We start from the raw sequence: 24,696 nt of genomic DNA, 5'->3' as shown, positions 1-24,696 counted from the left end.
GTTCGTTTGTGGACTCTTCAAGAATCCCCCGGCTTTTAGCCGTGGGGAGTATCAAGTATTGTGGTACGGTTACCTAACAACTGGCTTAGATACTCACCCGCTTCATGACTAGAATAAGCATGGGGTTCCCCTTCCGGCGACATTTCGACAATTTCTCCCTTAAGCAGTTCAACTTGGCGATCGCTCAAAATGCCGGCGGCAATCATGCGGTGATATTCGTCAATCGTCCATTTAGCAGCGATAACGGTCATGGCGATTGATTCCTCCCAATGATTCTTTTTATTTTCTCATCTTAAAGCGACTGCAACTCATTGCACTCTCAACTCAGCACCCGTTGTCCATGCAAAGACCCTTTACGTGTTAATATCTTCGAGAGCAAGGTGCAAGGGATGAAAAATGTCAAATTAGATGCATGGGAAGAAAAAGTACTCAAAAACTATCTTGATGGAATAAGCCTCATAAAAATTCCTGCTTCTCGCAAAAAACGCTTAGTCGTACTCAGGTGGTTAGTCAGAAAATTTGAGCCAGAGGTAACTTATACAGAACGTCAAATTAATGAAATTATTGCTCGTCATCACTCTGACTACGCAACATTGCGACGAGAACTCATTGGTTATCAACTTATGGAGCGAGAAAATGGTTTTTACTGGCGATTGCCAGCAGCCCTTTGGAAGTCCGAAACTGAAATCATGAAGCGGACTGAGTTGTAGACAATAATCCTACGTTTGATGGTGCGATCGCGCATTTTGAGGAGAAAATCAAGTCAAAGTTCCAAGTATTGCAACACACAAAGGAAGGGTGTATGGCATGGATTTATCTTCTGATTGCTGGTCTGTTTGAAGTTGGATGGGCAATTAGTATAAAGTATGCACAAGGGTTTACTAGGCTCGGTCCCAGTGTCGCTACAATCGCCCTGATGATATTCAGTTTCGGCTTTTTGTCAATAGCCCTTCGCACACTGCCAGTTGGCACTGCTTACACTGTATGGACAGGTATAGGAGCCGTCGGTACAGTTTTTTTAGGTATAGTTTTATTTCAAGAACCTATTGAAGTGCGCCGCCTGACTTGCATCGGCTTGATTGTCATAGGTGTGGTAGGACTTAGGCTCGTCTCTCCAGAGTAACCCTCATTTAGTGTTTAATTTCTAAATTGAGAATGTAACTTCCCAGTTGGACATTTCCAGCTAACAATTCGTATTCCACTCGCAACTGCTCAGGTATTGGGTCTGCCTTCAGTATTAGGCTACGGGTAAAATTATGCAGGCGGATAGGTTGGTTATGTTGTGATGATTCATTCGGCAACCAATAGCGAGTCCTGCCATACGCGCCCTGTTGCCAAAAGTGACGGTAACTCAACTGAGCGTTACCTTGCTGTGTCATAGTCACTTGATTAGGAGCAATTTCCAACCACCATTGCTGGGGAGTACTAGGGAGATGAGGATGATCTTGCTCTTGGCAAGGTGTGTTCTCTAGATTTTGAGAGTTTTGCACAACAGATTCGTTTACAGACGGTGCGGTCAACAGTAAGAGGAATCGGTTGCGGTCTTTCTGATACACTGTTACCGCAGTTTCAACGACAGACCAAACTGGCTGGTCTGTGGAAATGAGTGATAGGCAATAGGGCTTGCGATAGTAAGTTAGCATCAGGCGATAAGGGCTAGAAGCTAGTAAGGGACAAGAAATCAAGGATTGTGATCTGGATCAACCAGAAATATTAATATACATTTTTACCGCTGATTTTTTTGAGTTGGTTAATGAAAATTAGCTTGAAGGCAAGCTAATTGTGAGCAAGTCGGAAGTCACCTGTTTGTCCTACACAGATGCTGCATTGAACCGAGGAATTCCAAATTATCAATAACTATCGACATCCAAAGCTTCAGCCAGATTGAGAATGGCAGAACAAGCCGACAATGGTGCCTAGAAAAAGTAGTTATTTTCAAGTAAGGCGGCTAAGATTCGCGTAGCGTAAAACTTATAAAGTTATTTAGGAGAATGAGAATATGTTTAAGGACGATGTAGCTCGGCTTTCTAGCATTAGGACGCAGCAGAGGGTATGTGAGGTGGGTTGGTTTGCCGATCTATGCGGGGGTGACACAGATCGTTTAGGAAAGCTTGATCCCTCTCGGCGTAGCAACTACGAGCACTGCCGTGATATTGTACTGACAGCTGATTCTTTAGGCTATAAGAATATTCTACTGCCCACAAGCTATATGTTGGGTCAGGAAGTATTACCTTTTGCTTGTGCGATCGCATCTGAAATACAGCAGATCAGCTTACTCACCGCAATACGTACAGGCGAGATCCACCCTCCGATGCTGGCACGTCATCTTTCGACGTTAGACCATCTGTTGCACGGACGGCTCACCGTAAACATCATTAATTCCGAACTACCTGGTCTTGTCGAAGACCCAGAGTATCGGTATCAACGGTGCAAAGAGGTGATCGAGATTCTTCAACAGGCGTGGACGCAAGAGAGGATAGAGCTTCAAGGGCAGATTTATCGCTTTAGCTTACCTAGTGACCCAGTGAAACCGTATCAGCAAAATGGCGGACCGCTGCTTTACTTCGGTGGTATCTCAGCAGGTTCTCGTGAAGTGTGTGCCGAATATTGCGATGTCTTTCTGATGTGGCCTGATACTGAAGAAGGACTGTTTGAGAGCATGCAGGATCTCTCAAAAAGGGCTGCTACCTATGGACGGCGTATCGATTTTGGACTCCGCATTCATGTAATTGTACGCGAAACCGAGGAAGAGGCGCGTCTATGGGCAAAAACCTTGATATCGGAACTCGACGCATCTCGCGGTGCACAACTGAAATCTCGCGCTCAAGATTCTCGCTCCGTAGGCGTGTTAAAACAGGATGCTTTGCGATCGCTTGGCGACGAAGACGACTACATAGAGGGGAACTTATGGATGGGAATAGGACGAGCGCGTTCCGGGTGTGGTGCAGCACTCGTGGGAAATCCCTCGCAGATACTTCAACGGCTGCATCGTTATATGGATATGGGAATCCGAGCATTCATTTTCTCCGGCTATCCCTTGATTGAAGAATGTCACTATTTTGCAAAGCTTGTGTTGCCTCATTTGCCAAACGTTAGGCTTGCAGAACTTCAAGGACGCCTACCTACCCTGCAGCCGATGACACCCCTCACAACAGGAGAGATCCGATAGGCAGCAACCAAGGAATTCGATCAGGATTTGACGTCGGAGGGGGGCTTGGGTAAAGTTTCCTTGAAGACGACTCTTTTTAAGGAATCTAAGAGGATGTCTGAGAAGTCAAAAATGTCATGCTGAACGGAGCGACAGCGCAGTGAAGCATCTCACAAATCCACGGTGAATAGGGATTCTTCGCTCCACTTCGTTACGCTCAGAATGACAAAATATACCTTATCCAATCTTTTCAGACATCCTCTAAGGAATGTACTGATGCTTGAAGAGAAAACAATCCTGATCACAGCAGCCACAAAAGGCATCGGCAGAGCTCTGGTGTCGAGGCTTGAAACACACAATATTAGAGAGACTTACTCCCTAATTTAGGCTTGTGGATGATAGTAAGCAGACAGAAAACCTTGGTACATTTGTCAGACAGATATCAATCACACTCGAAAAAATTCTAAAATTAATGAGACACTTATCTTGTAAAAGTCTGTAATAAATATTTATGCCGCCTCGTTGGCCTCGTGAACCTGATCGCAAAGACCCTGCTTACCGTAAGTTAGATGACCGGATGAATTTTGCCGTTCATGTGGCGATATTTGCGGCAATTAATTCTGGTTTGTGGTTTTTCCATAACTTCAATTCAGCTACTTGGGAGTGGCTACCTTGGTTAACAGGTCTTTGGAGCGTAGTGCTATTAGGACATTTGATTTATATTTCGGCGATCGCCAACTACTCACAAACACCACCCACATCCACCTGAAGATGGACACCACAGGCTAGGGCGATTGTAACTTGTGGTGGTAGAGCCAATCTAGATATTTGAGCGATAATGTCTACAGGATGAGAGTTCCCGCTCATTATATAGGGTTATTTTTATGGCTAAGACTAACACAACAGAATTACTCGAAGCCCTAGCAGCAGAGATTGGCGAAAATGTTTATATAGATATTGCCAAGTGGCACCTTTACTTATCGGATGCTAAGCTGCATACTGTAGTTGCAGAACAAGTGTATCCCTTAATTACCGCCAGTAAACCAGTCGAAGAGGAAGAAGTCATACAAGCCCTAGAATCTATTCGCGTTAAGATTGGCGGTGGAAGAAGAGAACTTCCTCTGATTGATTTACTACCCCTGCAATGCCAGGTCAACCTAGTAGATATTTTAGAAAAATATCAGCGGGATATGTAATTTGAGGACTCTGCTTGTCTTGTAATCTGCTTTTCCCTATGAAATAGGAGAAAGTAATAACTAAGTATCAGTTCAATAATAAGTATTCCTTAGAAGAAACACCAGACAAGATAGGAGTGATACACACTCTAGTTCTGTTTTTTGTGACTTTTATTCATTGCATATCTCATATGAGGGTGTTTTAGCAATCCACCCGGAGTGTATGTAAAACTAGTTTCGAGAAACTAGTTTTCGTTTTCATGTAAATTTCTCGAGGCTATTTTTATGCTTTTACAACTCAAAGATAGTGGTGAATTGGTGAAAGTTATTGATGTTCAGGAATTGCTCAACCCCAATCAGGACGTTGTTCATGCACAACAGCAAGAAGGTCAAGAAGAGCAACAAGCTGATTCTTATAAAAAAGAAAATCTAGTTTTTCCATCTGGTGAGAGTTTACCACGTTGTTGGTTAGATGCCGACTATAGAAACGGCAAAGCTTCTTGATTCTAGAAATCAAGATTTTTTGGGATTTCATTTGAATTTCAATACTAGGGACTGGGAATAGAGACTATTGTTTCAGTAGGATTCGGTAGAGAATCTATATAGCAATCCTATTTGATTTGTGAAAATTGAAAGTTCAGATTCCCGACTTCTTAAAGAAGTCGGGAATTTTGTTGTTCACGTAGCCGAAGGGAGCCGGTAGGGCTTATGATTTAGCTTACTTTGCGGGCAATAGCCGGATTGGCTGAGAAACCGACACTCACCCTTTGCAGGAGTGTGGGAGTATGCCACGTAAGCTTTGTTTGACAAGCCGTGACTTCGAGTTACTATACTTCAGAAGATGCTGTTTTTTCTGCTACCTCGACGACTTCACCCTCACCACGCGGGAAAAATTTCTTTGTTATCCAGTACGTGAAAATGTGAGAAAGTAATCCCAAAGGACCAGCAAACAAGCAAAGTGCCAACGAATGAATTGTCCAAACCCCTGTTTTCTGTCCTTCCAAATAAATGTAGCGCCCGACAAATAAATCGAAGGTCAAAAAATGAATCCAACCAATTGCAGTCACGTTTTCATTAGCAAATGCTCGGGCAAGATCCGCTAATTGAGGGCTCGATAAAGCTTGGGCGTTTTCTGGCGTGATACTGGTAACAAACAAATACAAATACGCTGCTGCTAAAGGCACAAAAGCAAGATAAGATTCCATAACCCTTTGTGTCACTTTCCACTTTGGTAGGAAAATCATTAATGCCCAAAAAGGCAAAACGAAAAGATTAGCAACGTTGAAAATTTGAACGATAGACATAGTGTTTAAAAGTTAGGAGTTCCAGAAATTGTTATATTTCAACTTTCAAGAGTTAATTATATGAAACTCTAACCACAGATACACACAGATAATTCATCTGTGTCCATCTGTGTCCATCTGTGGTTCAATTTTCAAATCTAATTTGTTAAACTTATCAACTGTGACTCAATCTCAAAAGAGTTCAAATCACGACCAATGAAAACTAAACGGGTTTGCCTTGCTTCTTGTGGTTTCCAAGGGCGATCGTAAAATTGTTCCACTCGAGTTCCCACGCCTTGCATCACCAAACGCATAGGTTTATTTGGAACCGCCACAAAGCCCTTAATGCGGTAAATTTCTTGCTGTTGTGCCAGTGTTTGCAACTGATGCCGCAGTTTTTCTGGGTCAAAGGCACGGTCTAAAATCACATGAGTTGAGATAATATCTTCATCGTGGTCGTGTTCTTCTTCAGTGTCGTGATGACTGGGACGGGTGTCTAGGTTGTCTTCGACTGCAGCTTGAAATCCTAATAGTATAGATGGGTCGAGCTTACCTTCAGAACTCTCTACAATCTTCACAACCCTAGGCAACTCTTGTTTAATCAACTCCTCAACTCTTGCCTTTGTCTCACCATCGACCAAATCATTTTTATTCAACACCACCAAATCAGCACAAGCAAGTTGGTCTTCAAACAGTTCTTGCAAGGGTGTTTCGTGTTCTAGACTATCATCTGCCTGCCGCTGCGCCTCCACCGCCTCTGGATCGCTGGCAAATGTCCCTGCTGCGACTGCTGCACAATCTACCACAGTAATCACAGCATCCACCGTAGCAGCGTTGCGAATTTCATGCCAGCGAAAAGCCTTCACCAGTGGTTTTGGCAACGCTAAACCAGAAGTTTCAATCAAAATGCAGTCTATGCTATCTCGCCGCTTGATCAGCTGTTGCATTGTCGGCAAAAACTCTTCCTGCACAGTGCAGCACAAGCAGCCATTGGTTAATTCAAAGATATTATCACTGTCATTACCATCTTCTGGGCAAATTTGACAGGACTTCAACAATTCGCCATCAATACCGAGTTCTCCAAATTCATTGACTAAAACAGCAATGCGGCGTCCCTGGTTATTTTGTAGCAGGTGACGAATCAGGGTAGTTTTGCCACTACCTAAAAATCCGGTGATGATGGTAACGGGAATTTTTGTAGCCATTGTTTAATTGAAATTTTGCACAGAAAGCATGAAATCAGCCTTTTGCATTTTCCCTCATCACCGAGTCGATTGGAAATCAGAAGGTGTGACAAAAAGAGCTATCATCCAAAGCTAATATTCCATGAATCAAGCCAGACAACAGTTAGGATCTGCTGTAACTTCTGCCCATCTGCCCACGCCATTGCTCAACTTACCGAAACACTGGTGTCATTTTGGGAGAATCCAGGAAAACATCAGCATGGTGGAATCACAGAATATCTGTATCAAGTAGCGCCCTCTCAAGAATATTTTTCTGCATCCTCATGTTGTCTTGGCGGTTGGTTTCCTAAAAAACACTTGAACTATAAAGAGTTAATATAGAATTATTAAGGCTTGTTTACAGAATTTTCAAAACCACCCGAGTTCTGTTAAAGCATTCCACCACTAGATATAAGTTCTAAAGTCCTCTCTAGATTTTATCCAAACGCGCATATGACGCTCCCAATCCGTAACGTCGCCATCATTGCCCACGTTGACCACGGCAAAACAACCCTTGTTGACGCTCTCCTGAAACAATCCGGCATCTTCCGTGAAGGAGAAGACGTTCCGGATTGCGTCATGGACTCCAACGCTCTTGAACGGGAGCGGGGAATTACAATTCTTTCCAAAAACACTGCGGTTCGATATGGAGAAACGCTAATCAACATTGTCGATACCCCCGGACACGCTGACTTCGGCGGTGAAGTCGAACGTGTACTCGGCATGGTTGACGGTTGCATCCTCATTGTTGATGCCAACGAAGGTCCCATGCCCCAAACACGCTTTGTTTTGAAAAAAGCCCTAGAAAAAGGACTGCGCCCCATCGTCGTCGTTAACAAAATCGACCGTCCCCAAGCAGATCCGCATGGTGCTACAGATAAAGTATTGGATCTGTTTCTGGAACTAGGGGCAGATGATGACCAGTGTGATTTTCCCTACTTGTTCGCTTCCGGTTTAAGTGGCTACGCCAAAGAAAAGTTGGAAGATGAAGCCAAGGATATGCAGCCGATGTTTGAAGCTATCCTGCGCCATGTACCAGCACCAGTGGGTGATCCAGAGAAACCACTGCAATTACAAGTGACAACCCTGGATTATTCCGAGTATCTGGGACGGATTGTCATTGGCAAAATTCACAACGGCATTATCCGCATGGGGCAGCAAGCCGCTTTGATGAAAGAAAACGGCGAAACTGTCAAGGGAAAAATCAGCAAGCTGATGGGCTTTGAAGGGCTAAAGCGGATTGAAATCACAGAAGCATCCGCTGGCAATATCGTAGCTGTAGCAGGGTTTGCCGATGCCAACATTGGGGAAACAATTACTGACCCCAACGATCCCCAAGCATTGCCACTGATTAAGGTAGATGAACCAACATTGCAAATGACCTTCTCGGTGAATGATTCGCCGTTTGCTGGTCAAGAAGGCAAGTTGGTGACATCGCGGCAAGTGCGCGATCGCCTCTTCCGCGAACTAGAAACCAACGTCGCCTTACGCGTTGAAGAAACCGACTCCCCGGATAAATTCCAAGTTTCCGGACGTGGAGAACTCCACCTGGGCATTTTAATCGAAACCATGCGCCGCGAAGGTTATGAGTTTCAGGTATCCCAGCCACAGGTGATTTACCGCGAAGTCAACGGGCATCCTTGCGAACCTTACGAACTTTTGGTATTGGATATTCCTGAAGATGCCGTTGGCAGTTGTATTGAACGACTCGGGCAACGCAAAGGCGAAATGCAAGATATGCAAGTTGGTGCTAACGGACGCACCCAGCTAGAGTTTGTCATTCCCGCCCGTGGATTAATCGGTTTCCGGGGTGAATTCATGCGGATGACTCGTGGTGAAGGTATCATGAACCACAGTTTCCTTGACTACCGTCCTCTCTCTGGTGATATTGAGGCTCGTAACAAAGGCGTCTTAATCTCATTTGAGGAAGGGGTTTCCACCTTCTACGCCATGAAGAACGCCGAAGATAGAGGTGTATTCTTTATCACTCCAGGAACCAAGGTTTACAAAGGCATGATTGTGGGAGAACACAATCGTCCCCAAGACTTGGAACTGAACGTTTGTAAAACAAAGCAACTCACCAACCACCGTGCATCCGGCGGTGATGAACTGGTGCAGCTGCAAGCACCAGTAGACATGAGTCTAGAGCGTGCTTTGGAATACATCGGACCCGATGAACTGGTGGAAGTCACTCCCCAGTCAATTCGTCTGCGGAAGGTGGCGAAGAAGTTAGCTAAACGCTAGATAGTCTTGTAAAGATGCGTTATGGCGCATCTGTCAATAGACTTGTTACAAAAGTCTGTATTTAGTCAAGAACCACAGATGAACACCGATACACACCGATAAATTATCTGTGTGCATCTGTGTCCATCTGTGGTTTTATTTTCATAGCAGGCATCAATACAATGGCTGGCTATATGTTATTAGTGGCGTAAGTTTTGCCCTGTTTGGGATAGCAGCAATCTTACCAGCGCGATCGCGACGCCTCTAAACAACGTTTTACTGGACAATAGTGGACATTGGGTGAAAACTGTACGAGTAACCATCTTTGCGATGGATTGGCTGACAATGCTTGTGACGAATAGACTGCAATTTTCCTAATGGAGTAGTCACATCAAAAGCACCGCTTTTGGGTTTAGTTGTCCAGCGTCTTCCGATTTAACGTGTGACAGCAGGAGACGATTTAACAATCGAATTAGAAATCCTCAACCAGACCAACCGACCTGTTACTCTGCTGCAAGTTCAAGATATATTACCTATTATCTTAGGCAAAGCAGTACACAAGACCTAGCGGCAGCAGTTGGGTGCTGTGGCATAATGTATCTTTACCCGACGAACAGGTGATAGTGAATAGAGATTATCCACGGATAGTGTTGGACTCTCAACAACCACTCCAACCCCAGTTGCAAAAAACAATAAGTTAAGAAGAAATACAAATTTCTTGGATTCAAATTTTCAATGAATGCAGCGAAATGGCATTTCTATATGATTTGCAAGATGCATGCCAGTACCAGTATACTCTGCTCCCCGTGCAGTTTTCACCAATCCAAAATCCATGCATTCAAAATCCAAAGTCTCTATAAATAGGGGGAATCATCCCTAGTTATAGCTCCCATAGGCTGCGGTACAATGCAAAGAAATGTTTAAATTATGAGTCGCCGATCCCATGATTTCACCAGAAGTTAACACAAAATCCAGCGAACACAGCCTAGAGGCAATGCGACATTTTTCCGAACAATACGCCAAGCGCACTGGAACGTACTTCTGTTCTGAACCCTCTGTGACAGCAGTTGTCATTGAAGGACTTGCCAAGCACAAAGACGAACTTGGAGCTCCTTTGTGTCCCTGTCGCCACTATGAAGACAAAGAAGCGGAAGTCAAAGCGACTTTTTGGAACTGTCCATGCGTCCCAATGCGAGAGCGCAAAGAGTGCCACTGTATGCTGTTCCTCACTTCAGATAATGACTTTGCAGGGGATCAGCAAGAAATCTCTTTAGAAACAATCAAACAAGTGCGAGATAGCATGGCATGAACGAAGGAATGCCCGATGAGTTTTGGCAAGGTGTCGAGCAGTTTAATGCTGGGGAGTACTATGCCTGTCATGACACCTTAGAGGCTCTGTGGATTGAAGCAGCAGAGCCAGAAAAAACTTTTTATCAAGGCATTCTGCAAATTGCTGTGGCGCTGTATCATCTAAGTAACCACAACTTGCGTGGTGCAATGATTTTGTTGGGTGAGGGTAGCAATCGCCTGCGACGTTACCCATCAGAATATGGCGGCATTGATGTAGACGAAGTATTAAGCCAGAGTGCGGCATTGTTGACCGCACTACAACAAACAGAGCCAGAAAAGATTGCTGCCCTTAAGCTGGGTGAAGATGAAGCTTTGCCCTTGCCCAGGATTATACAAGTGAATCATGAAAAAGAGTAAAGAATTCAAAAAAATATTAAATAATTATTAAGATATTTGAAATTCAAGCTAGTTGGCAGTAGAAGCAAATCTGTGTGCTTTCGCAGTCAACAAAACAAGTTCGTTTCTAGACTAAGTAGCATACATTGCAAAGGACGGAACCCCACCATGCTCCTAGTTGGCACGAGAGAAACCCTTTGCGCTCGCAGGCAGGGGAAGTTTGGCGTCAGCCACTCCTTGGGGTGAGGTTCTAAGGGAACTGCTAGGTAACAAACCGGACGTGATATGAAACCTTAAAGATGGGGAAAGCGTCAATAGTCTTAGTTTTAACCAGTTACTATCCAAACAAAAGTCCAGAAAGTGTATTTTATTTCTGGTTAAAGTAGTTGAGAGAATTGGAATAACAATCAGAAATCATAAATTCTAAATTGCTATGATGCCCCACTATCAATTGCCTCAATTTCATAAGCGTCGTTTGGGCTTAGCCTTGATGCTACCAGTTGCACTTTTGGGCGCAATGACATTTCCCTGCCAACTGCAAAGAGCGACTGCACAAACACCTCAAGCACCTGCTGGGCAAAATCGTCCTCTCTACATCCGTGGCAAACAGCAAGAGTATAACTCTAAAACACAAGTGGCAACTGTTCGCGGTGACGTAGAACTGTCTTATCCAGGACGAGGTATTCAGGCAACTGCTGCCCAAGCACAATACTTTACCCGCGAACGTCAAATTGTTCTCAGTGGCAATGTTTATGTTTTACAACAGGGCAGTAATAGTATAAAAGCTGACACAGTGACGTATCTGATTGACGAAGGGCGATTTGTTGCTACACCCAAATCAGGTCGTCAGGTAGAATCAATCTACATGGTCAACGACAATCAAGTTAACAATCAAGCTCCTGGATCTGCTCCGGCAACCGCGCCTCTAAAGAAAACTAACCAGCAGCGATAACTGAGTAAAGGGCGCAGACAAGTGAAAATTGTCTTAGAAAATATCCACAAATCTTACGGCAAGCGAGTTATCGTCAATCGCGTTAACCTTTCTGTTGCTCAAGGCGAAATCGTTGGATTACTTGGTCCCAATGGCGCTGGTAAAACGACAACTTTTTACATTGCCACAGGGTTAGAAAAACCAGACCAAGGAAGCGTTTGGTTAGACAATATAGATGTGACTCCATTGCCAATGCATAGAAGGGCGCGGCTAGGTATTGGTTATTTAGCGCAGGAAGCAAGTATTTTTCGCCAGCTTAGCGTGCGAGACAATCTTCTTTTAGTGCTAGAGCAAACTAATGTACCACGCTGGGAATGGGCACGGCGAGTGGAAAGTTTGCTACGGGAGTTTCGTTTGGAAAAGTTGGCTAATAGTAAAGGAATTCAACTTTCTGGAGGTGAAAGACGCCGAACGGAATTGGCAAGAGCCTTAGCAGCTGGAAGGGAAGGACCAAAATTTTTATTTTTGGATGAACCATTCGCTGGAGTTGACCCAATCGCAGTCTCAGAAATTCAGCAAATTGTGGCGCAACTGCGCGATCGCCATATGGGCATTTTAATTACAGATCACAACGTCCGCGAAACTCTTGCGATTACGGATCGCGGATATATTATGCGCGAAGGGCAAATCCTTGCTTCTGGCACCTCTAGCGAACTCTATAATAACCCGCTTGTCAGACAATACTATCTAGGCGATAAGTTCCAAGTCTAGATTAAGAATTTGAAATTAAACTTTTCAAATATTTTTTTGTTTTTTATTTTTCAATGGCTCATGACTTCTGACTAATGGCTAAATACAAGTCTTTCTACACCCTTAATTCGCTGCTGCCATTTTCGATCATGGATCGCTACTTGACGAGGGAATTGCTGCCAACATTTTTGTTTGGTGTTGGGGCTTTCGCTTCCATCGGCGTCACAATAGATGCGATGTTCGAGTTGGTGCGGAAAATTGTCGAATCCGGGCTACCGGTAGGGATTGCCGTTCAGGTGTTTGTGTTAAGGCTGCCAGAGTTTATCGTTTTAGCCTTCCCCATGTCTACCCTGCTGGCGACTTTGATGACTTACAGTCGTCTTTCAAGCGAAAGCGAACTGATCGCTCTGCGCGGCTGTGGGGTAAGTGTCTATCGGATGGTGCTAACCGCTGTGATGTTGAGTTTGGTAGTCACAGGAATGACCTTTGTGTTTAACGAGCATCTTGCACCAGCCTCAAAATATCAAGCATCTCAAATTTTGGACAAAGCTTTAAAGTCAGAGCAGCCAAGTATTGTTAAGCAGCAAAATATATTTTATCCAGAATACCAAAAGGTCAAGCAGGAGGATGGTAAGGGTCAGAAAAAAATTCTGAACCGCCTGTTTTATGCTGACGAATTTGATGGCAAGCAGATGAAAGGCTTGACGATTATAGACCGTTCAACAGAAGGTTTAAGTCAAATTATTGTATCAGAATCAGGCGAGTGGAATCCATCTCAAAACCTCTGGGATTTTTACAACGGTACCATCTATTTGGTCGCCCCAGACCGCTCTTATCGCAATATCCTACGGTTTGAACACCAACAAGTGAAATTGCCTCGTACAGCACTAGATTTGGCGCAGAAAAGCCGAGACTATGGTGAAATGAACATTGCCCAATCGCTGGAACAATTGGAGATTGAACGCCTCGGCGGTGATGAGCCAAAAATTCGCAAACTCGAAGTCAGGATTCAACAAAAAATAGCCTTACCATTTGTCTGTGTCGTTTTTGGCTTGGTTGGTGCAGCAATGGGAACCATACCTCAGCGCACAGGTCGAGGCACAAGTTTTGGTATAAGTGTCATCGTTATATTTACGTACTATATACTTTATTTTATTACCGGTGCTTTAGCACAGGCGGGTATTTTTTCTACTATTGTGGGAGCTTGGTTGCCGAACTTCCTAGGGTTAGGAATAGGTACATTCTTATTGATGCGGGTAGCACAAAGATAAATTTTCTACTAAAATCCACCTGCAGGTGATGACTGATAACTGTGGAGTAGGTAGGATAAAAGTAAAATTCAAGTTCGTTTGTGATATCTCCTGACGGTTTGGAGTATACCCAGTAACGGCGAAAAATTCTTGGGGTTAATTGGGTACTCGCGAATCATAGAAAAATGAAAATTGCTATAAGTCAACGAGAAAAGCTTCATACGGAAACGACTGCTTTGAACTTTTCTGAAGTTTTGCCACTTTCTTTGTAAACCCAAACTTTATTGCCCATGTCACGCCGCCATTATCCTCCCGCGCACTTACGCTATCTCAAAGCTAGGTTATGGAACTTATCGCGACCTGGTTTTTGGGGAGCAGCAATTTTTTTATCGGTCGTAGGTCTGACCATTAAAGAATACTGGGCAAATCCAAGCTTTTTTACTGATTGGCAAAAAAACCAATTCGCTGCAAACCAGCCTGCCAAATCGTCTCTTTCAGAAGAAGATCGGGCAATTGCTGCGGACATTGATAGCTTACCAGTCCTGTTTAATACGGATTCGGGCAATGAAAATTCACCAGCAGCAAGAACGACCAAGCCCACGCAAAAGACTCAGGCAAAAAACAGCAGAGACATCTTATTAGAGGCTTTAAATAGCAAAAGCCAAACTTCTGCAACTGATGACAAATCAAAGGCTAGCGTCAAGGAAGGTGATTCCGCACCCGCTCCAAAGCTGGAAAATCCCTTTGTTACACAAGCAGAAAATTTATTGCAGCTAAAGAATTTTCAGAGTGGTAGCAACTCACAAGCAGTCAATGCTTTAACACCTTCGTTTGGTCAACAAGATCCAGTAAAAAATTCCTTTGGTTTGGGTACGGGATTAGCAGATACTACCAGACCTAATCAAAATATTGCCTCAGAAAGCGCCCTGCAAACGGCGCTTAACCAATCGAAGAACCAGAATCAGCCAAACTTAAATGGCACCACATCAACTCAAAAAAATCTCTTTGAGCAATCCCAATTATCCAACCAAAACAGAAGTAGTCAGATTATTCCAAGCACTGGGTTAAGTCCAAACACAATCAATCCCAATATAGGAACAGGTTCTACGCAGTCGGGACTGATTTCTGGAACAGGTTACATACAACCCCCAGTCACAAATGGGCTGCAAAATTCCATTCCTGGAACAGGCTACTCTCAACCGGGTTTCAATAACTTACTACCGCAAAATTCCATTCCTGGAACAGGTTACATACAGCCAAGAGTCACAAATCAACAACAAAATTCTATTTCTGGAACAAGCTACTCTCAACCAAGTGCAAATAGCCTGCTACCCCAAACTCCCATTTCTGGCGCAGGTTACATACAGCCAGGAATCTCAAATCAGCAGCAAAATTCCTTTTCTAGAACAGCTAACCCTCAACCGGGTTTCAATAACCTACTACCGCAAAATCCCATTTCTGGCGCAGCTTACCCTCAACCTCAACGAGGACTAAGAGGCATACCGCAAACTCCAAGTGCAGTCCCTGATCGCTCCGCTATTCTTTATGACCAAATTATGAGGAATAGGTTGAATATCACAAATAGCGGTCAGCCATTGCCTAGTGTTGCACAACCAGCATCGGTAGTCTCACCCTACACCTCTGCTACACCCAATAACATTGCTCCCTACTACACCCCCAATCAAGGTAGTGTTACTTCTAATACTCCTGTAATTCCTAATACTTATGGAAATTCAGGGTTGCAGCAATCGCCTGGTTCAGTACCACAGTCTATTTATTCATCTCCTGGTCAGATTCCAGGACAGTATACAGGTGGTGGACAGATAAATAGATACTAGTATCCTTAAGAGGTGGGGACAAATATCCATCCCCTTCTTAGAAAATAACTTGGCTCAAATCATCTACAGCAATGGTTAGAGAAATTCAACGTATCAATCCAGTAGGGTTGTATGACCCATGGACAAATGGCTACACTCATGTGGCGATCGCACCACCAGGAGCAACTATTATTTATGTTGCAGGTCAAGGTGGCGAGGACGAAAAAGGCAATCTTGTTGGTGACTTTGCTACCCAATTGACGCAGGCTTTTGCCAATCTCCGCGTCGCTCTAACTGCCGCTGGCGCACGTCCGGAACACGTGGTAAAACTTACTACGCTTGTGGTCGATCATAACGAGTCCAAATTGCAGCAATTAACGGCTGTAGTGCAGGCGATGTGGGGAGAACGAGTACCAACTCAGACGCTTATTCCGGTGCCAAGGCTTGCACTTGATGGCATGTTGTTTGAAGTTGATGCTGTTGCAGTCATTCCAAATTCTTAACCATTAGGAGGTCTGTATGTCGCTACCCGTCATCTTATTACCAGGAGAAGGGCAATCAGTCCAAATTCGCACCAGCACTTGCACCTTCAAAGTGACAGGCAAAGATACACATAATCACTTTGGGCTATTCGAGTTTGTCATGGACCCAGGAACCGAAGGCGCAAGTCCTCATATTCACAAGCAATTGACCGAAATATTCTATGTAGTAGAAGGCTCAGTCGAATTGCTCGTGGATCAACGTAAAGTGACTGCCATGCCTGGAACTTTAATGCTTGTGCCAGAGAACACTGCGCATGGCTTCTCCAATCCAGGACAAACGCGATCAAAGCTGTTAATTATGTTCTGTCCTGCGGATTCACGCGAGCAGTATTTTGAGGGGTTAGCCGAACTGACTAAGAATGGACGACAGCCTAGCCAAGAGGAGCTACTTGAATTGATGCAAAAGTTTGACCAATATCCAGTTCCTAACTCTGTTTAATTCATTCATGACTCACTTTTTAAGATGACTCAGACTGTTGCTCCTCAAACGAATACCGACTATAACCAAACGCTCTATCAATGCCTAAATGAAGGTAGTAGCTCATTATACGGAACTACGCCCACAATTGCATGAGTCACTTGTTCAGCAACTCGATGATTCCTTTTCATCAGCCAGATAAGCATATTGTTCATGAATGAGTATTTCCTTAAAGATTTTATCCGCAAGCCAGCACGGATCTCCTCCTCAAAATATGCCTGATAAAGGCGTTGCCAATTCTGGGCTGCCAAATCCAGAGTGGTGCTCATATTGATTGCTTGTGCAACATATAAACCACTGAGAATGGCATTTGCAATCCCTTCGCCAGTCAGAGAATCTGTTAAGTTGGCAGCATCACCAATCCTCAGGATTTTTCCATTGCTAACTTTGTTGCCTTTCTTTGCAGTTGCTAGGGGATAAACTTTGGGTTTATGCTTCGCAACAATCTTGCTTAAGAGTTCCTTCGTTCTATCATTACGTTGGATGAATTGGTCAAAAAGCCGGATGATGTTTGTGTTCATCTTTTGGTATTCATCCATCCATATGCCTACTCCAACATTGAGTTTCACCAATCCACTTTTTGTATCGGCTGGAAATATCCAACCATACCCGTTGATCCCAAGAATTTTGTCAAAGTAAATTTGAGCCTTGGAAAGGTATGGCTCGAAATCTTCTGACTTGATACTCCAGTACGCTCTGATAGCGATCGCATCCACATCACCCGCACTGACGCCGCGCGCGTCTATGATGTAATCAAAATCGCTGTACAGCTCCGGGTGGCGGTCAAGATTGGTGATACTTTGGGTGAGAGCAATGCACCCTGCATTTATAGCTCTTTCATAAAGTAGGTTGTCAAAGGCAAACCGAGGGATGCAATATCCTTCAAGCTCAGTATTATGCAGATTGTAACTTCCGTTCGAGACTCCGAGCAAAAGCCCATCGATAGGCGCAAACTCGGGCATCAAGCGTTTGATATCCTGCGGGTAGATCCCCATTGGGAACAACGCCTGAACCGACTTAAAACTGATGCCGTCTCCGCAGACTTTGTCTCTAGGAAAGCTCTGTTTATCTATAAGAGTCACTTGATGCCCACTTTTAGAAAGATGATATCCAGCTGAGCATCCTGCTGGACCTGCTCCAATAACAACGATTTTAGACATCTCTGGAACTCCATTGCAATTTTATCTAGAAATTGAGATTGGTGCTAAAGTCAAAAAGATGGGACAAGTACACTACAATCCAATAGTCTGACTAATTAAACAGATGGTGTTGCTATAGCAATCCTAAATCATAAGCCCTTCGGGCACACTACGCGAACGTAAAATTCTCTGTTCTCTCTTTTCTTGGCGCTCTTGGCGTCTTGGCGGTTGATAATTTTTACAACACAAATAAAACTGCTATATATAAACAGTTGACATTAGCGAAGAAGAGCCATAACCCGACCATTTAAGAAAAAAAAGAACGTCGAACCGCCACCAAGGCGTATAAGATGTTTGCTCATTTCTTGAACTTCCTTTTGACTTCTGACTTTTTCATCAGCCAAATAAATCCCTATTAATGCTTGATTAATCATCTGATGAAAGTTTGTATGTGGTAACTGAGCTACACTTTCCTTAGCCTTTTTCAGGAAATGTGTAAACCGCTTGGTCATTTCATTTTTATTTTTATAGTAAAAACAAAAATTCAAATCACCACCAAGACGATCTTCCTCCTGATCAATCAAGTAATCAAGTAAAATATGTAGCCCTTGCAACCACGGAAAATAAGCATTTTTGATTTGCTTGATTAAGTCTTCAGTACAATTTTCATCGGAGGCATAGGCAATCAAACAGAAGATTCCCAGTGTTGAACCAGCACAGGCCGAAAATTCATACCAACTCATCTCAGGAAGGTTATCCTGATGCAATTCAAACCAGGCTTTTAATCGCGGAACACGCTCTTCAACCTGCACATGCTTATGTACTTGTAACTCACAATAATAGGTGGCTAGTTCATAAAGAGCCGAAGATATTTTTGGATAAGCTGGAATTTTTTCTAACACATCCTGGCAAGTTTTAACCAGTTGTCTTAAATAGCCTCCATCTTCTTGATCCTGACGATAGCGATAGTAATTTACGCATTCTGCTCCTGGCGTTAAGGCATGAAACATTGATTCATGCAAAGCGCGAAAATCCTCAGGATCAAGCGAGGTGCTTCGGTCACATAAATTATCTAAATAATCACTAATTGTTTGATAAGCAACAATAAAACGTATCAGTTCCTCGCTGTAGTTTTTAGCCAATAATCCATATATGGCTCCACCTTCACAGTGAAATGTTTTTGTTTCGATACTCATTAATGCTTGGTTGCGAAGTTCTAAATTTGGAATTTTATTTGCACGTTCTTTCCATTGATTTAAGTAAAAACGAACGGTTGGAAGGACATTACGATAAGTTCTTAACATTAATGTCCACGGGTAAATCGGAATATTCATAAACTAAGCTGAATACTCTAATGGGTAAGTTGAACTACTGATTATTTGGTAAAATTTGAAAATTTGCTAGTTCCGATCCATCACCAACCTTTGAATGGCACTGGCTTAACCCTTCTGGAGTGCTATGATATTGTGACTGCATACTTTATTTGCAGCTGGTTGAGTCTGGCATTGATGGAAAAGTAGGCAATGATTTCGCGAGCGCACCAAAGCCGTAAGTAGAAAAATTCGGCACACCCCCTCATTCAATTTGATTGAAAACATCAGAGGTAGCCTTGCCTGTTAGCTTTACCTTAGAGGCTTGATAGTACTAACGCCTCTGGCTAAAGAGGTAGCAATGATTTATTACTAATGGAGTAAGGTATTGCTGAATACTAACCAGAAGTTCGTTAGAATTTTGTCATAACTATCCAGAAGAAACCTGTATCGACAATATTAATTGAAGAAACTGAAAGCAAAGTGAATTCTAGAGAAACGGTTTCGGGTCTTGAAAGTCAATATTGAAAGTGAACGATGCTCTATTTCTTGCTTTCTTTACCAAGAACATGGTCACTAATGTTCAACATTAGGGGAGTAGACTATCCCAGAGGTCGTCAGGTTTGGTATGCTAGGAACCTGGACTAGCTTTGATTCAAACTATGCCTGCGCCTTCCATCACCCCTCTCAGTAACGCCTTTCCCCTGACAGCTGTAGTCGGTCAGGAAGCAATAAAATTAGCCTTACTACTAGCAGCGGTAGATCCAGGGTTAGGAGGAGTGGCGATCGCAGGTCGTCGCGGTACGGCAAAATCTGTGATGGCGCGTGCTATCCACGCCCTACTTCCACCCATTGAAGTTGTTAAAGGTTCTATCAGCAACTGCGATCCCAACCGTCCACAAGAATGGGATGACAAACTTTTGGCACTTGTGGGGCAAGCATCTTGCTTGCCATTGGAGTCGGAGGAACCGGATGCGCACTCCACAATAGAAACCGAAATCATCCGCACACCCTTTGTACAAATTCCTTTGGGAGTGACAGAAGACCGACTGTTGGGTTCTGTTGATGTCGAACAGTCAGTTAAGCAAGGAGAAACTATCTTTCAACCAGGTTTGCTCGCCCAAGCACACCGAGGCGTTCTCTATATAGATGAAATCAATTTATTAGATGAGCAGATATCTAATCAGCTTTTAACAGTCTTATCTGAGGGACGCAACCAAATTGAACGCGAGGGCATCAGTTTTCAGCATCCCTGCAAGCCCTTATTTATCGCTACCTACAATCCAGAAGAAGGAGCATTACGGGAACACTTATTAGATAGAATTGCGATCGCCCTTTCTGCAGATGGTGTCCTAGGTTTAGATGACAGAGTGCAAGCTGTAGAGCAAGCGATCGCCTACTCCCTATCTCCCCAAGAATTTCTCAAGCAGTACAGCGAAGATACAGACGCCATCAAAACCCAAATTATCCTGGCACGGGAATGGTTAAAAGACGTTGACATCACCCATGAACAAATTTCCTACTTGGTGGAAGAAGCAATTCGAGGGGCAGTGCAAGGACACCGTGCTGAGTTATTTGCTGCACGCGTGGCGCGTGCATCTGCTGCTTTGGATGGACGCACACAAGTGAATGCCGAAGATTTGCGCCGTGCTGTGGAATTGGTGATAGTCCCACGGGCAACTGTCGTGCAGACACCGCCACCCGAAGAACCACCGCCACCGCCTCCACCTCCACCACAAAATCAAGAGGAACCCCAAGACGAATCGAATCAAGAACAGCCAGAACAGGAAGAACAAGAAGAAAATCAAGAACAGCCAGAACAAGAACCGCCTGGCATCCCAGAAGAATTTATCTTTGACCCTGAAGGGGTAGTTCTTGACCCCAGTGTGCTTTATTTTGCTCAAATAGCCCAAAAGCGAGGTAAGTCTGGCAGTCGCAGTATCATCTTTTCTGAAGACCGGGGACGCTATATTAAGCCGATGTTGCCTAAGGGCAAAGTCCAACGGATTGCTGTAGATGCCACACTCAGAGCAGCAGCTCCGTATCAAAAAGCACGACGGCAGCGGTATGAAAGCAGGGGAGCTCTTGAGCAGGGGAGCAAGGGAGACAATACATCCTCATCTTCGTCATCGTCAAAACAGCGGCGCGTATTTGTGGAACAAGGTGATATTCGAGCTAAGCGCTTGGTACGCAAAGCAGGTGCTTTAGTCGTATTTGTGGTAGATGCTTCAGGTTCAATGGCACTGAACCGGATGCAGTCAGCTAAAGGTGCGGTTATGCAATTGCTGACAGAAGCATATCAAAACCGTGATCAAGTGGCGTTGATCCCCTTCCGAGGAGAACAGGCGGAGGTATTATTGCCTCCGACGCGTTCTATTGCTTTGGCGCGTAACCGCCTGGAAAGATTACCCTGTGGTGGTGGTTCCCCGCTGGCTCATGGTTTAACCCAAGCTGTGCGCGTCGGTTCAAATGCCCAGATGAGTGGAGATATTGGACAAGTTGTGATTGTAGCGATAACCGATGGACGCGGCAATATTCCTCTGTCGCGTTCTTTGGGAGAACCGCAAGAACCAGGACAAAAACCAGATATCAAAGCAGAATTGTTAGAAATTGGTGCCAGAATACGTGCTTTGGGAATGCAGTTATTAGTCATTGATACGGAAAGTAAATTCGTTTCTACTGGGTTTGCGAAGGAGTTAGCCAAGACAGCAGGAGGCAAGTATTACCATTTGCCCAAAGCTACGGATAAAGCCATTGCTGCTATGACAAAAGGAGCAATTGCTGATTTGAAATCTCGTTGATGTGAGCATCCTCATCTCCCCGCTCTCTCCTATTTTCTAAAAAGAACATCATAACCCTGCTGCTACACCGCTTGCGGTCTTAACATAGAGACTAAATCTTGAACTCCCTTTTGCAAATATCGTGTCACTGTCATTGGACTCGTGCCAATATTCTTAGCGGTATCTTTGCGAGAAAGTTCCTTCAAATACACCATTTCAACTGCCATGCGGGGCTTTTCTTCTAGCATATTTATTGCTCCTTGAAGTTGTTGCCGTTCTTCGTCTTGTTGTTGCACAGCAACAGAACGTTGACAAGGAAGTGCTTCACCTAGGGTAATTTGGCAATCAATGTTTTGAACTATCGTAGCGTCCAAACTCAAAGGCATACGGTTTTGAACAGCTAATTTGGTTTCTTGCCATTCTTGGACAGATACCTTGAGAACGCTTGCAATTTCTGAATCTTTGGGAGGACGACCTAAAGTCCCAGCCAATTCTTTGCGAACTCTTTGCCCCTCATTATAGAGTTCTTGCCAACGGCGAGGAATCTTTAATAGGGTACCGCGATCGCGTAAAAAGTGCAGCATTTCACCCCGAATGTAGGGTATGGCAAACGAACTAAAAGCATATCCTTGTCTTGGATCAAAGCGCTCAATTGCTCTTATCAAACCAAAATAACCAATTTGCTCTAAATCTTCATATGGCTCATTGCATTGATGACTGAATTTATGAGCCATTTTTCGTACTAAGCCAGTATGTAATTGTACAAGTTGATTACGAGTTTTAATACAACGATTTTGATGGTATAACCGTAATAATTCCATACCATCAAATTGGATAGAAAACTGACTTGCTGTCATATAAACTCCTTTTCTATAAAAAATGGAGTTGCCTAAACTTTATCAAAGCTGTCATTATTTTCCTTAGAAACGCTTAAGGACACAATTCGTTGTTTCACTGAACTTATAAGGATTCTTCTCCAAGATTTCAGCATTTACACGGTTACTTTTTCTGGAAATTTTTGGTTGGTTTGAGATTATAAAATGTACATTTCAGAGTACTGAGTGCTACATAAGTAGGTAGGTTAGAAATAAACACGAAGAAGAGGGAAAGTAATAACGCCTGAAACTCGCGCACTCTTACTAATGACTCATGACAGCCCTCTCCTGTCACCAGACGCTGCTTTGCGCCCTTCGTAGCTCCTCCGTTAGGAGGCACACTCGTTAACTTTATTTGTGCCGACCTACTGAGCAATAACTTAGGACTCAGCACTATACTTTATGGTCACTAGCTCTGGTTATCAGTAAAAATGGGAATAAGAGCAATGCTTGACTAAAAACCATTTGTAAAACATGAGCAATACCAGCAACTTCCGTGACGCATTTCGTCAGGCTAAAACTCAAGCCCTCGTAGGTCCCAATGTGATTGCCAACGCCTTGCCGTATGTAGGCGGTGGGCTGGTGCTAACGGCACTGGGAAGTTACGGCGGACTGGGTGTTCTCCGTACTAACCCCGGGCTATTCTTACCCACCTTCTTTGGTGCGATCGTCCTACAGTTGATTCTGTTCTTCGTTTCCCAGAACGTTGCCGAAAAAGGCAATAACAAAGTTGCACTGCCGTTGTTGGCAACCTACAGCCTTCTCACGGGGTACACTCTCAGTGGTTTAATCTTTGTGGCACTGAAAAACCAAGGTGTAGGTATTCAAGGTATTGGGTTGGCTGCCCTCGGTTGTGGTGTTACGTTTATTGCCGCCCGTCAAATTGGCTCAAATCTCTCTGAGCAAGATGGTATGGCATTGACCAAAACGATTAATCTGGGAGTAATTGCCCTAGTTGCCGTACTCGTTGTCCAACTTTTGTTCAGCGCATTTGGTGTTTATACGCCGAATTGGTTAGAAATTGCCATCTCCGGTCTGGGCGTGTTTCTCTTTGTGGGTGCATCTGTGGTTGACTTTTACATCCTGCCACGCACCTACAAAGATGACCAATACTTGCCTGCAGCTTTATCAATGTACTTGACCTACATCAATTTGTTTGTTTTTATTTTGCGATTGCTTATTGCTCTTAACGGTCGCGATTAAGAACATTTAAGATTTTTTGGCAAGATTTTTTGGACGAAAAAATAAGCCGTGGTTTGACCTTGAAAACCACGGTTTTTTATCGTTGAAGGGACGAGAATTCAAGATTCAGTTTAATGGACCACAAAGAACTCTACTCAGGTCTAATTCGACTTCACATTCTTCATCATGCAGTTCGAGAACCGATATTCGGTCTGGGCATCATTGAGGAGTTAGCTCGTCATGGCTATAAGCTTAGCCCAGGAACTCTCTATCCCATGCTTCATGACTTGGAGCGCAAGGGATACCTACACTCAACTGAGGAGCGTTCAGGAAAGCACTCGCGCCGGGTTTACCGAGCAACGCCTTTGGGAAAAGAGGCTTTAGAGGATGCCAAACAGAAGGTTAGAGAGTTGTTCGGAGAATTATTTGAGGATCACTCTTGAGTTTCCAAAAACTGTTTAAGGTGCGGCTGATTTATGTTAATTCCTAGTTCCTCTGCTTTTTTCAAAATCTGCTCGCGGCTTAACCCCTCCTTAGTGGCAAGAGCAATCAAAGCGAGGGCATCAGCTCTTGCCCCCGCACCGCAATGCAACAAAATTGGCGTTGGTAAGCCCGAAATCTCCTTGAGAACCTTAGCTGTCAATTCATCATCAGCCTTCTTGGGATTTAGCGGCACGTTGACGTAATTGAGTCCCGCCGCTTCCACCTGCTGCTGCTCATCCGAAAGAGAATCCGCTTCATCGGGAGAACGTAAATTAACGACAGATTTAAATCCCTCCTGAACTGCTTGTTGCAAATCTCCAGATGTTGGTTGCCCAGCAGTATAGAGTTCATCACTGACCTTTTTAGCGTTCTCCATAAATACTCCGGTATGTTGCTAAAAATAGTGTACTTTTATTGAACA

The 24,696-nt window shown here is 43.9% G+C and carries 26 protein-coding genes and 2 pseudogenes; 20 read left to right on the top strand and 8 right to left on the bottom strand.

The window, feature by feature from the left end; all coding sequences use genetic code 11:
- Positions 1 to 56 precede the first annotated feature (56 nt).
- A pseudogene (locus AACT52_RS22005) lies at positions 57 to 251 on the bottom strand (Uma2 family endonuclease); the annotation flags it as partial.
- Between the two features lie 138 nt (positions 252 to 389).
- Here AACT52_RS22005 and AACT52_RS22000 point away from each other — a divergent pair.
- Positions 390 to 710 (top strand): DUF2087 domain-containing protein, encoded by a 321-nt coding sequence (locus AACT52_RS22000; RefSeq protein WP_073633374.1) that lies wholly within the window; start codon positions 390 to 392, stop codon positions 708 to 710.
- Positions 711 to 802: 92 nt separating this feature from the next.
- Entirely contained in the window at positions 803 to 1,123 is a 321-nt protein-coding gene (locus AACT52_RS21995; protein WP_073633373.1) for a DMT family transporter, read from the top strand.
- Between the two features lie 7 nt (positions 1,124 to 1,130).
- Here AACT52_RS21995 and AACT52_RS21990 read toward each other — a convergent pair whose 3' ends face one another.
- Positions 1,131 to 1,643, bottom strand: a complete 513-nt coding sequence (locus AACT52_RS21990) for a hypothetical protein (protein WP_073633372.1) — start codon at positions 1,641 to 1,643, stop codon at positions 1,131 to 1,133.
- A 356-nt stretch (positions 1,644 to 1,999) separates the two neighbouring features.
- On the opposite strand from AACT52_RS21990, the gene AACT52_RS21985 reads away from it, so the two are divergent.
- The 4 genes from AACT52_RS21985 (at position 2,000) to AACT52_RS21970 (ending at position 4,827) form a co-directional block, all read left to right on the top strand.
- Positions 2,000 to 3,169, top strand: coding sequence for an LLM class flavin-dependent oxidoreductase (locus AACT52_RS21985; RefSeq protein ID WP_073633371.1), 1,170 nt, complete (start codon positions 2,000 to 2,002; stop codon positions 3,167 to 3,169).
- Between the two features lie 490 nt (positions 3,170 to 3,659).
- The gene (locus tag AACT52_RS21980; RefSeq protein WP_073633370.1) at positions 3,660 to 3,917 is read left to right on the top strand and encodes a 2TM domain-containing protein; all 258 of its coding nucleotides are present in this window, start codon (positions 3,660 to 3,662) and stop codon (positions 3,915 to 3,917) included.
- A 115-nt stretch (positions 3,918 to 4,032) separates the two neighbouring features.
- Positions 4,033 to 4,344, top strand: a complete 312-nt coding sequence (locus AACT52_RS21975; protein WP_073633369.1) for a DUF3181 family protein — start codon at positions 4,033 to 4,035, stop codon at positions 4,342 to 4,344.
- Positions 4,345 to 4,608: 264 nt separating this feature from the next.
- On the top strand, positions 4,609 to 4,827 hold the full coding sequence (locus tag AACT52_RS21970; protein WP_073633368.1) for an acetyltransferase: 219 nt from the start codon (positions 4,609 to 4,611) through the stop codon (positions 4,825 to 4,827).
- Positions 4,828 to 5,150: 323 nt separating this feature from the next.
- Here AACT52_RS21970 and AACT52_RS21965 read toward each other — a convergent pair whose 3' ends face one another.
- Complete coding sequence (locus tag AACT52_RS21965; protein ID WP_073633367.1) at positions 5,151 to 5,627, bottom strand: ABA4-like family protein; 477 nt, start codon at positions 5,625 to 5,627, stop codon at positions 5,151 to 5,153.
- A 137-nt stretch (positions 5,628 to 5,764) separates the two neighbouring features.
- On the bottom strand, positions 5,765 to 6,811 hold the full coding sequence (cobW, locus tag AACT52_RS21960; protein ID WP_073633366.1) for a cobalamin biosynthesis protein CobW: 1,047 nt from the start codon (positions 6,809 to 6,811) through the stop codon (positions 5,765 to 5,767).
- 121 nt (positions 6,812 to 6,932) lie between these two features.
- Between cobW and AACT52_RS41475 the strand changes: the two genes are divergently transcribed.
- From AACT52_RS41475 to AACT52_RS21900, 11 genes and pseudogenes are all read left to right on the top strand, one after another.
- Positions 6,933 to 7,082 (top strand): hypothetical protein, encoded by a 150-nt coding sequence (locus AACT52_RS41475; RefSeq protein WP_198940975.1) that lies wholly within the window; start codon positions 6,933 to 6,935, stop codon positions 7,080 to 7,082.
- Between the two features lie 200 nt (positions 7,083 to 7,282).
- On the top strand, positions 7,283 to 9,073 hold the full coding sequence (gene typA, locus AACT52_RS21950; protein WP_073633365.1) for a translational GTPase TypA: 1,791 nt from the start codon (positions 7,283 to 7,285) through the stop codon (positions 9,071 to 9,073).
- A 382-nt stretch (positions 9,074 to 9,455) separates the two neighbouring features.
- Positions 9,456 to 9,614: pseudogene (locus tag AACT52_RS21940) on the top strand (DUF58 domain-containing protein); the annotation flags it as partial.
- 381 nt (positions 9,615 to 9,995) lie between these two features.
- A complete protein-coding gene (locus AACT52_RS21935; RefSeq protein WP_069348604.1) occupies positions 9,996 to 10,361 on the top strand; it encodes a ferredoxin thioredoxin reductase catalytic beta subunit in 366 nt (121 codons plus the stop codon).
- Positions 10,358 to 10,759 carry a DUF309 domain-containing protein gene (locus tag AACT52_RS21930; protein ID WP_073633364.1) on the top strand — a complete coding sequence of 134 codons (402 nt, stop codon included), beginning with the start codon at positions 10,358 to 10,360 and terminating at the stop codon, positions 10,757 to 10,759. The genes AACT52_RS21935 and AACT52_RS21930 overlap by 4 nt, the downstream gene beginning before the upstream one ends.
- A gap of 412 nt (positions 10,760 to 11,171) precedes the next feature.
- The gene (locus AACT52_RS21925; protein ID WP_073633363.1) at positions 11,172 to 11,690 is read left to right on the top strand and encodes an LptA/OstA family protein; all 519 of its coding nucleotides are present in this window, start codon (positions 11,172 to 11,174) and stop codon (positions 11,688 to 11,690) included.
- Between the two features lie 21 nt (positions 11,691 to 11,711).
- Positions 11,712 to 12,440 carry an LPS export ABC transporter ATP-binding protein gene (gene lptB / locus AACT52_RS21920; RefSeq protein WP_073633362.1) on the top strand — a complete coding sequence of 243 codons (729 nt, stop codon included), beginning with the start codon at positions 11,712 to 11,714 and terminating at the stop codon, positions 12,438 to 12,440.
- Positions 12,441 to 12,514: 74 nt separating this feature from the next.
- Positions 12,515 to 13,690, top strand: a complete 1,176-nt coding sequence (locus tag AACT52_RS21915; RefSeq protein WP_233154045.1) for an LptF/LptG family permease — start codon at positions 12,515 to 12,517, stop codon at positions 13,688 to 13,690.
- 269 nt (positions 13,691 to 13,959) lie between these two features.
- The gene (locus AACT52_RS21910; RefSeq protein WP_073633361.1) at positions 13,960 to 15,507 is read left to right on the top strand and encodes a hypothetical protein; all 1,548 of its coding nucleotides are present in this window, start codon (positions 13,960 to 13,962) and stop codon (positions 15,505 to 15,507) included.
- A 71-nt stretch (positions 15,508 to 15,578) separates the two neighbouring features.
- The gene (locus AACT52_RS21905; RefSeq protein WP_073633360.1) at positions 15,579 to 15,989 is read left to right on the top strand and encodes a RidA family protein; all 411 of its coding nucleotides are present in this window, start codon (positions 15,579 to 15,581) and stop codon (positions 15,987 to 15,989) included.
- A 16-nt stretch (positions 15,990 to 16,005) separates the two neighbouring features.
- Positions 16,006 to 16,467 (top strand): cupin domain-containing protein, encoded by a 462-nt coding sequence (locus AACT52_RS21900; RefSeq protein ID WP_073633359.1) that lies wholly within the window; start codon positions 16,006 to 16,008, stop codon positions 16,465 to 16,467.
- A 77-nt stretch (positions 16,468 to 16,544) separates the two neighbouring features.
- Here AACT52_RS21900 and AACT52_RS21895 read toward each other — a convergent pair whose 3' ends face one another.
- On the bottom strand, positions 16,545 to 17,666 hold the full coding sequence (locus AACT52_RS21895; RefSeq protein ID WP_073633358.1) for an FAD-dependent oxidoreductase: 1,122 nt from the start codon (positions 17,664 to 17,666) through the stop codon (positions 16,545 to 16,547).
- A gap of 257 nt (positions 17,667 to 17,923) precedes the next feature.
- The gene (locus tag AACT52_RS21890; protein ID WP_073633357.1) at positions 17,924 to 18,979 is read right to left on the bottom strand and encodes a tetraprenyl-beta-curcumene synthase family protein; all 1,056 of its coding nucleotides are present in this window, start codon (positions 18,977 to 18,979) and stop codon (positions 17,924 to 17,926) included.
- 638 nt (positions 18,980 to 19,617) lie between these two features.
- Between AACT52_RS21890 and bchD the strand changes: the two genes are divergently transcribed.
- A complete protein-coding gene (gene bchD / locus AACT52_RS21885) occupies positions 19,618 to 21,756 on the top strand; it encodes a magnesium chelatase ATPase subunit D (RefSeq protein WP_073633356.1) in 2,139 nt (712 codons plus the stop codon).
- A 62-nt stretch (positions 21,757 to 21,818) separates the two neighbouring features.
- On the opposite strand, the gene AACT52_RS21880 is transcribed toward bchD, so the two are convergent.
- Positions 21,819 to 22,592, bottom strand: coding sequence for an RNA polymerase sigma factor SigF (locus AACT52_RS21880; RefSeq protein WP_073633355.1), 774 nt, complete (start codon positions 22,590 to 22,592; stop codon positions 21,819 to 21,821).
- Positions 22,593 to 23,084: 492 nt separating this feature from the next.
- Here AACT52_RS21880 and AACT52_RS21875 point away from each other — a divergent pair, with 492 nt between their 5' ends.
- Together AACT52_RS21875 and AACT52_RS21870 are read left to right on the top strand one after the other, a co-directional pair.
- Positions 23,085 to 23,813: a Bax inhibitor-1/YccA family protein gene (locus AACT52_RS21875; RefSeq protein ID WP_073633354.1), complete on the top strand. Its 729-nt coding sequence runs from the start codon at positions 23,085 to 23,087 to the stop codon at positions 23,811 to 23,813.
- Positions 23,814 to 23,926: 113 nt separating this feature from the next.
- Positions 23,927 to 24,235 (top strand): PadR family transcriptional regulator, encoded by a 309-nt coding sequence (locus tag AACT52_RS21870; RefSeq protein WP_073633353.1) that lies wholly within the window; start codon positions 23,927 to 23,929, stop codon positions 24,233 to 24,235.
- On the opposite strand, the gene AACT52_RS21865 is transcribed toward AACT52_RS21870, so the two are convergent.
- The gene (locus AACT52_RS21865) at positions 24,226 to 24,651 is read right to left on the bottom strand and encodes a beta-lactamase hydrolase domain-containing protein (protein WP_073633352.1); all 426 of its coding nucleotides are present in this window, start codon (positions 24,649 to 24,651) and stop codon (positions 24,226 to 24,228) included. The two genes, AACT52_RS21870 and AACT52_RS21865, sit on opposite strands and share 10 nt — an antisense overlap.
- Between the last annotated feature and the right edge of the window lie 45 nt (positions 24,652 to 24,696).

It is taken from the genome of Scytonema sp. HK-05 (genome assembly GCF_963872035.1).
In the GTDB taxonomy this organism is placed as follows: Bacteria; Cyanobacteriota; Cyanobacteriia; order Cyanobacteriales; family Nostocaceae; genus Kalymmatonema.
Note: the sequence above shows the minus strand (reverse complement) of the source record. Positions and strands in the feature narration are given on the sequence as shown.

Coding starts and splice junctions, on each gene's coding strand:
- AACT52_RS21875 (WP_073633354.1), top strand. CDS start 23,085: ATGAGCAATACCAGCAACTTCCGTGACGCATTTCGTCAGGCTAAAACT.
- AACT52_RS21900 (WP_073633359.1), top strand. CDS start 16,006: ATGTCGCTACCCGTCATCTTATTACCAGGAGAAGGGCAATCAGTCCAA.
- AACT52_RS21880 (WP_073633355.1), bottom strand. CDS start 22,592: ATGACAGCAAGTCAGTTTTCTATCCAATTTGATGGTATGGAATTATTA.
- AACT52_RS21970 (WP_073633368.1), top strand. CDS start 4,609: ATGCTTTTACAACTCAAAGATAGTGGTGAATTGGTGAAAGTTATTGAT.
- AACT52_RS21930 (WP_073633364.1), top strand. CDS start 10,358: ATGAACGAAGGAATGCCCGATGAGTTTTGGCAAGGTGTCGAGCAGTTT.
- AACT52_RS21935 (WP_069348604.1), top strand. CDS start 9,996: ATGATTTCACCAGAAGTTAACACAAAATCCAGCGAACACAGCCTAGAG.
- AACT52_RS21925 (WP_073633363.1), top strand. CDS start 11,172: ATGATGCCCCACTATCAATTGCCTCAATTTCATAAGCGTCGTTTGGGC.
- AACT52_RS22000 (WP_073633374.1), top strand. CDS start 390: ATGAAAAATGTCAAATTAGATGCATGGGAAGAAAAAGTACTCAAAAAC.
- AACT52_RS21895 (WP_073633358.1), bottom strand. CDS start 17,666: ATGTCTAAAATCGTTGTTATTGGAGCAGGTCCAGCAGGATGCTCAGCT.
- typA (WP_073633365.1), top strand. CDS start 7,283: ATGACGCTCCCAATCCGTAACGTCGCCATCATTGCCCACGTTGACCAC.
- AACT52_RS21990 (WP_073633372.1), bottom strand. CDS start 1,643: ATGCTAACTTACTATCGCAAGCCCTATTGCCTATCACTCATTTCCACA.
- AACT52_RS21965 (WP_073633367.1), bottom strand. CDS start 5,627: ATGTCTATCGTTCAAATTTTCAACGTTGCTAATCTTTTCGTTTTGCCT.
- AACT52_RS21870 (WP_073633353.1), top strand. CDS start 23,927: ATGGACCACAAAGAACTCTACTCAGGTCTAATTCGACTTCACATTCTT.
- AACT52_RS21915 (WP_233154045.1), top strand. CDS start 12,515: ATGGCTAAATACAAGTCTTTCTACACCCTTAATTCGCTGCTGCCATTT.
- AACT52_RS21890 (WP_073633357.1), bottom strand. CDS start 18,979: ATGAATATTCCGATTTACCCGTGGACATTAATGTTAAGAACTTATCGT.
- AACT52_RS21995 (WP_073633373.1), top strand. CDS start 803: ATGGCATGGATTTATCTTCTGATTGCTGGTCTGTTTGAAGTTGGATGG.
- AACT52_RS21975 (WP_073633369.1), top strand. CDS start 4,033: ATGGCTAAGACTAACACAACAGAATTACTCGAAGCCCTAGCAGCAGAG.
- AACT52_RS21910 (WP_073633361.1), top strand. CDS start 13,960: ATGTCACGCCGCCATTATCCTCCCGCGCACTTACGCTATCTCAAAGCT.
- bchD (WP_073633356.1), top strand. CDS start 19,618: ATGCCTGCGCCTTCCATCACCCCTCTCAGTAACGCCTTTCCCCTGACA.
- AACT52_RS21985 (WP_073633371.1), top strand. CDS start 2,000: ATGTTTAAGGACGATGTAGCTCGGCTTTCTAGCATTAGGACGCAGCAG.
- AACT52_RS41475 (WP_198940975.1), top strand. CDS start 6,933: ATGAATCAAGCCAGACAACAGTTAGGATCTGCTGTAACTTCTGCCCAT.
- AACT52_RS21905 (WP_073633360.1), top strand. CDS start 15,579: ATGGTTAGAGAAATTCAACGTATCAATCCAGTAGGGTTGTATGACCCA.
- cobW (WP_073633366.1), bottom strand. CDS start 6,811: ATGGCTACAAAAATTCCCGTTACCATCATCACCGGATTTTTAGGTAGT.
- AACT52_RS21980 (WP_073633370.1), top strand. CDS start 3,660: ATGCCGCCTCGTTGGCCTCGTGAACCTGATCGCAAAGACCCTGCTTAC.
- AACT52_RS21865 (WP_073633352.1), bottom strand. CDS start 24,651: ATGGAGAACGCTAAAAAGGTCAGTGATGAACTCTATACTGCTGGGCAA.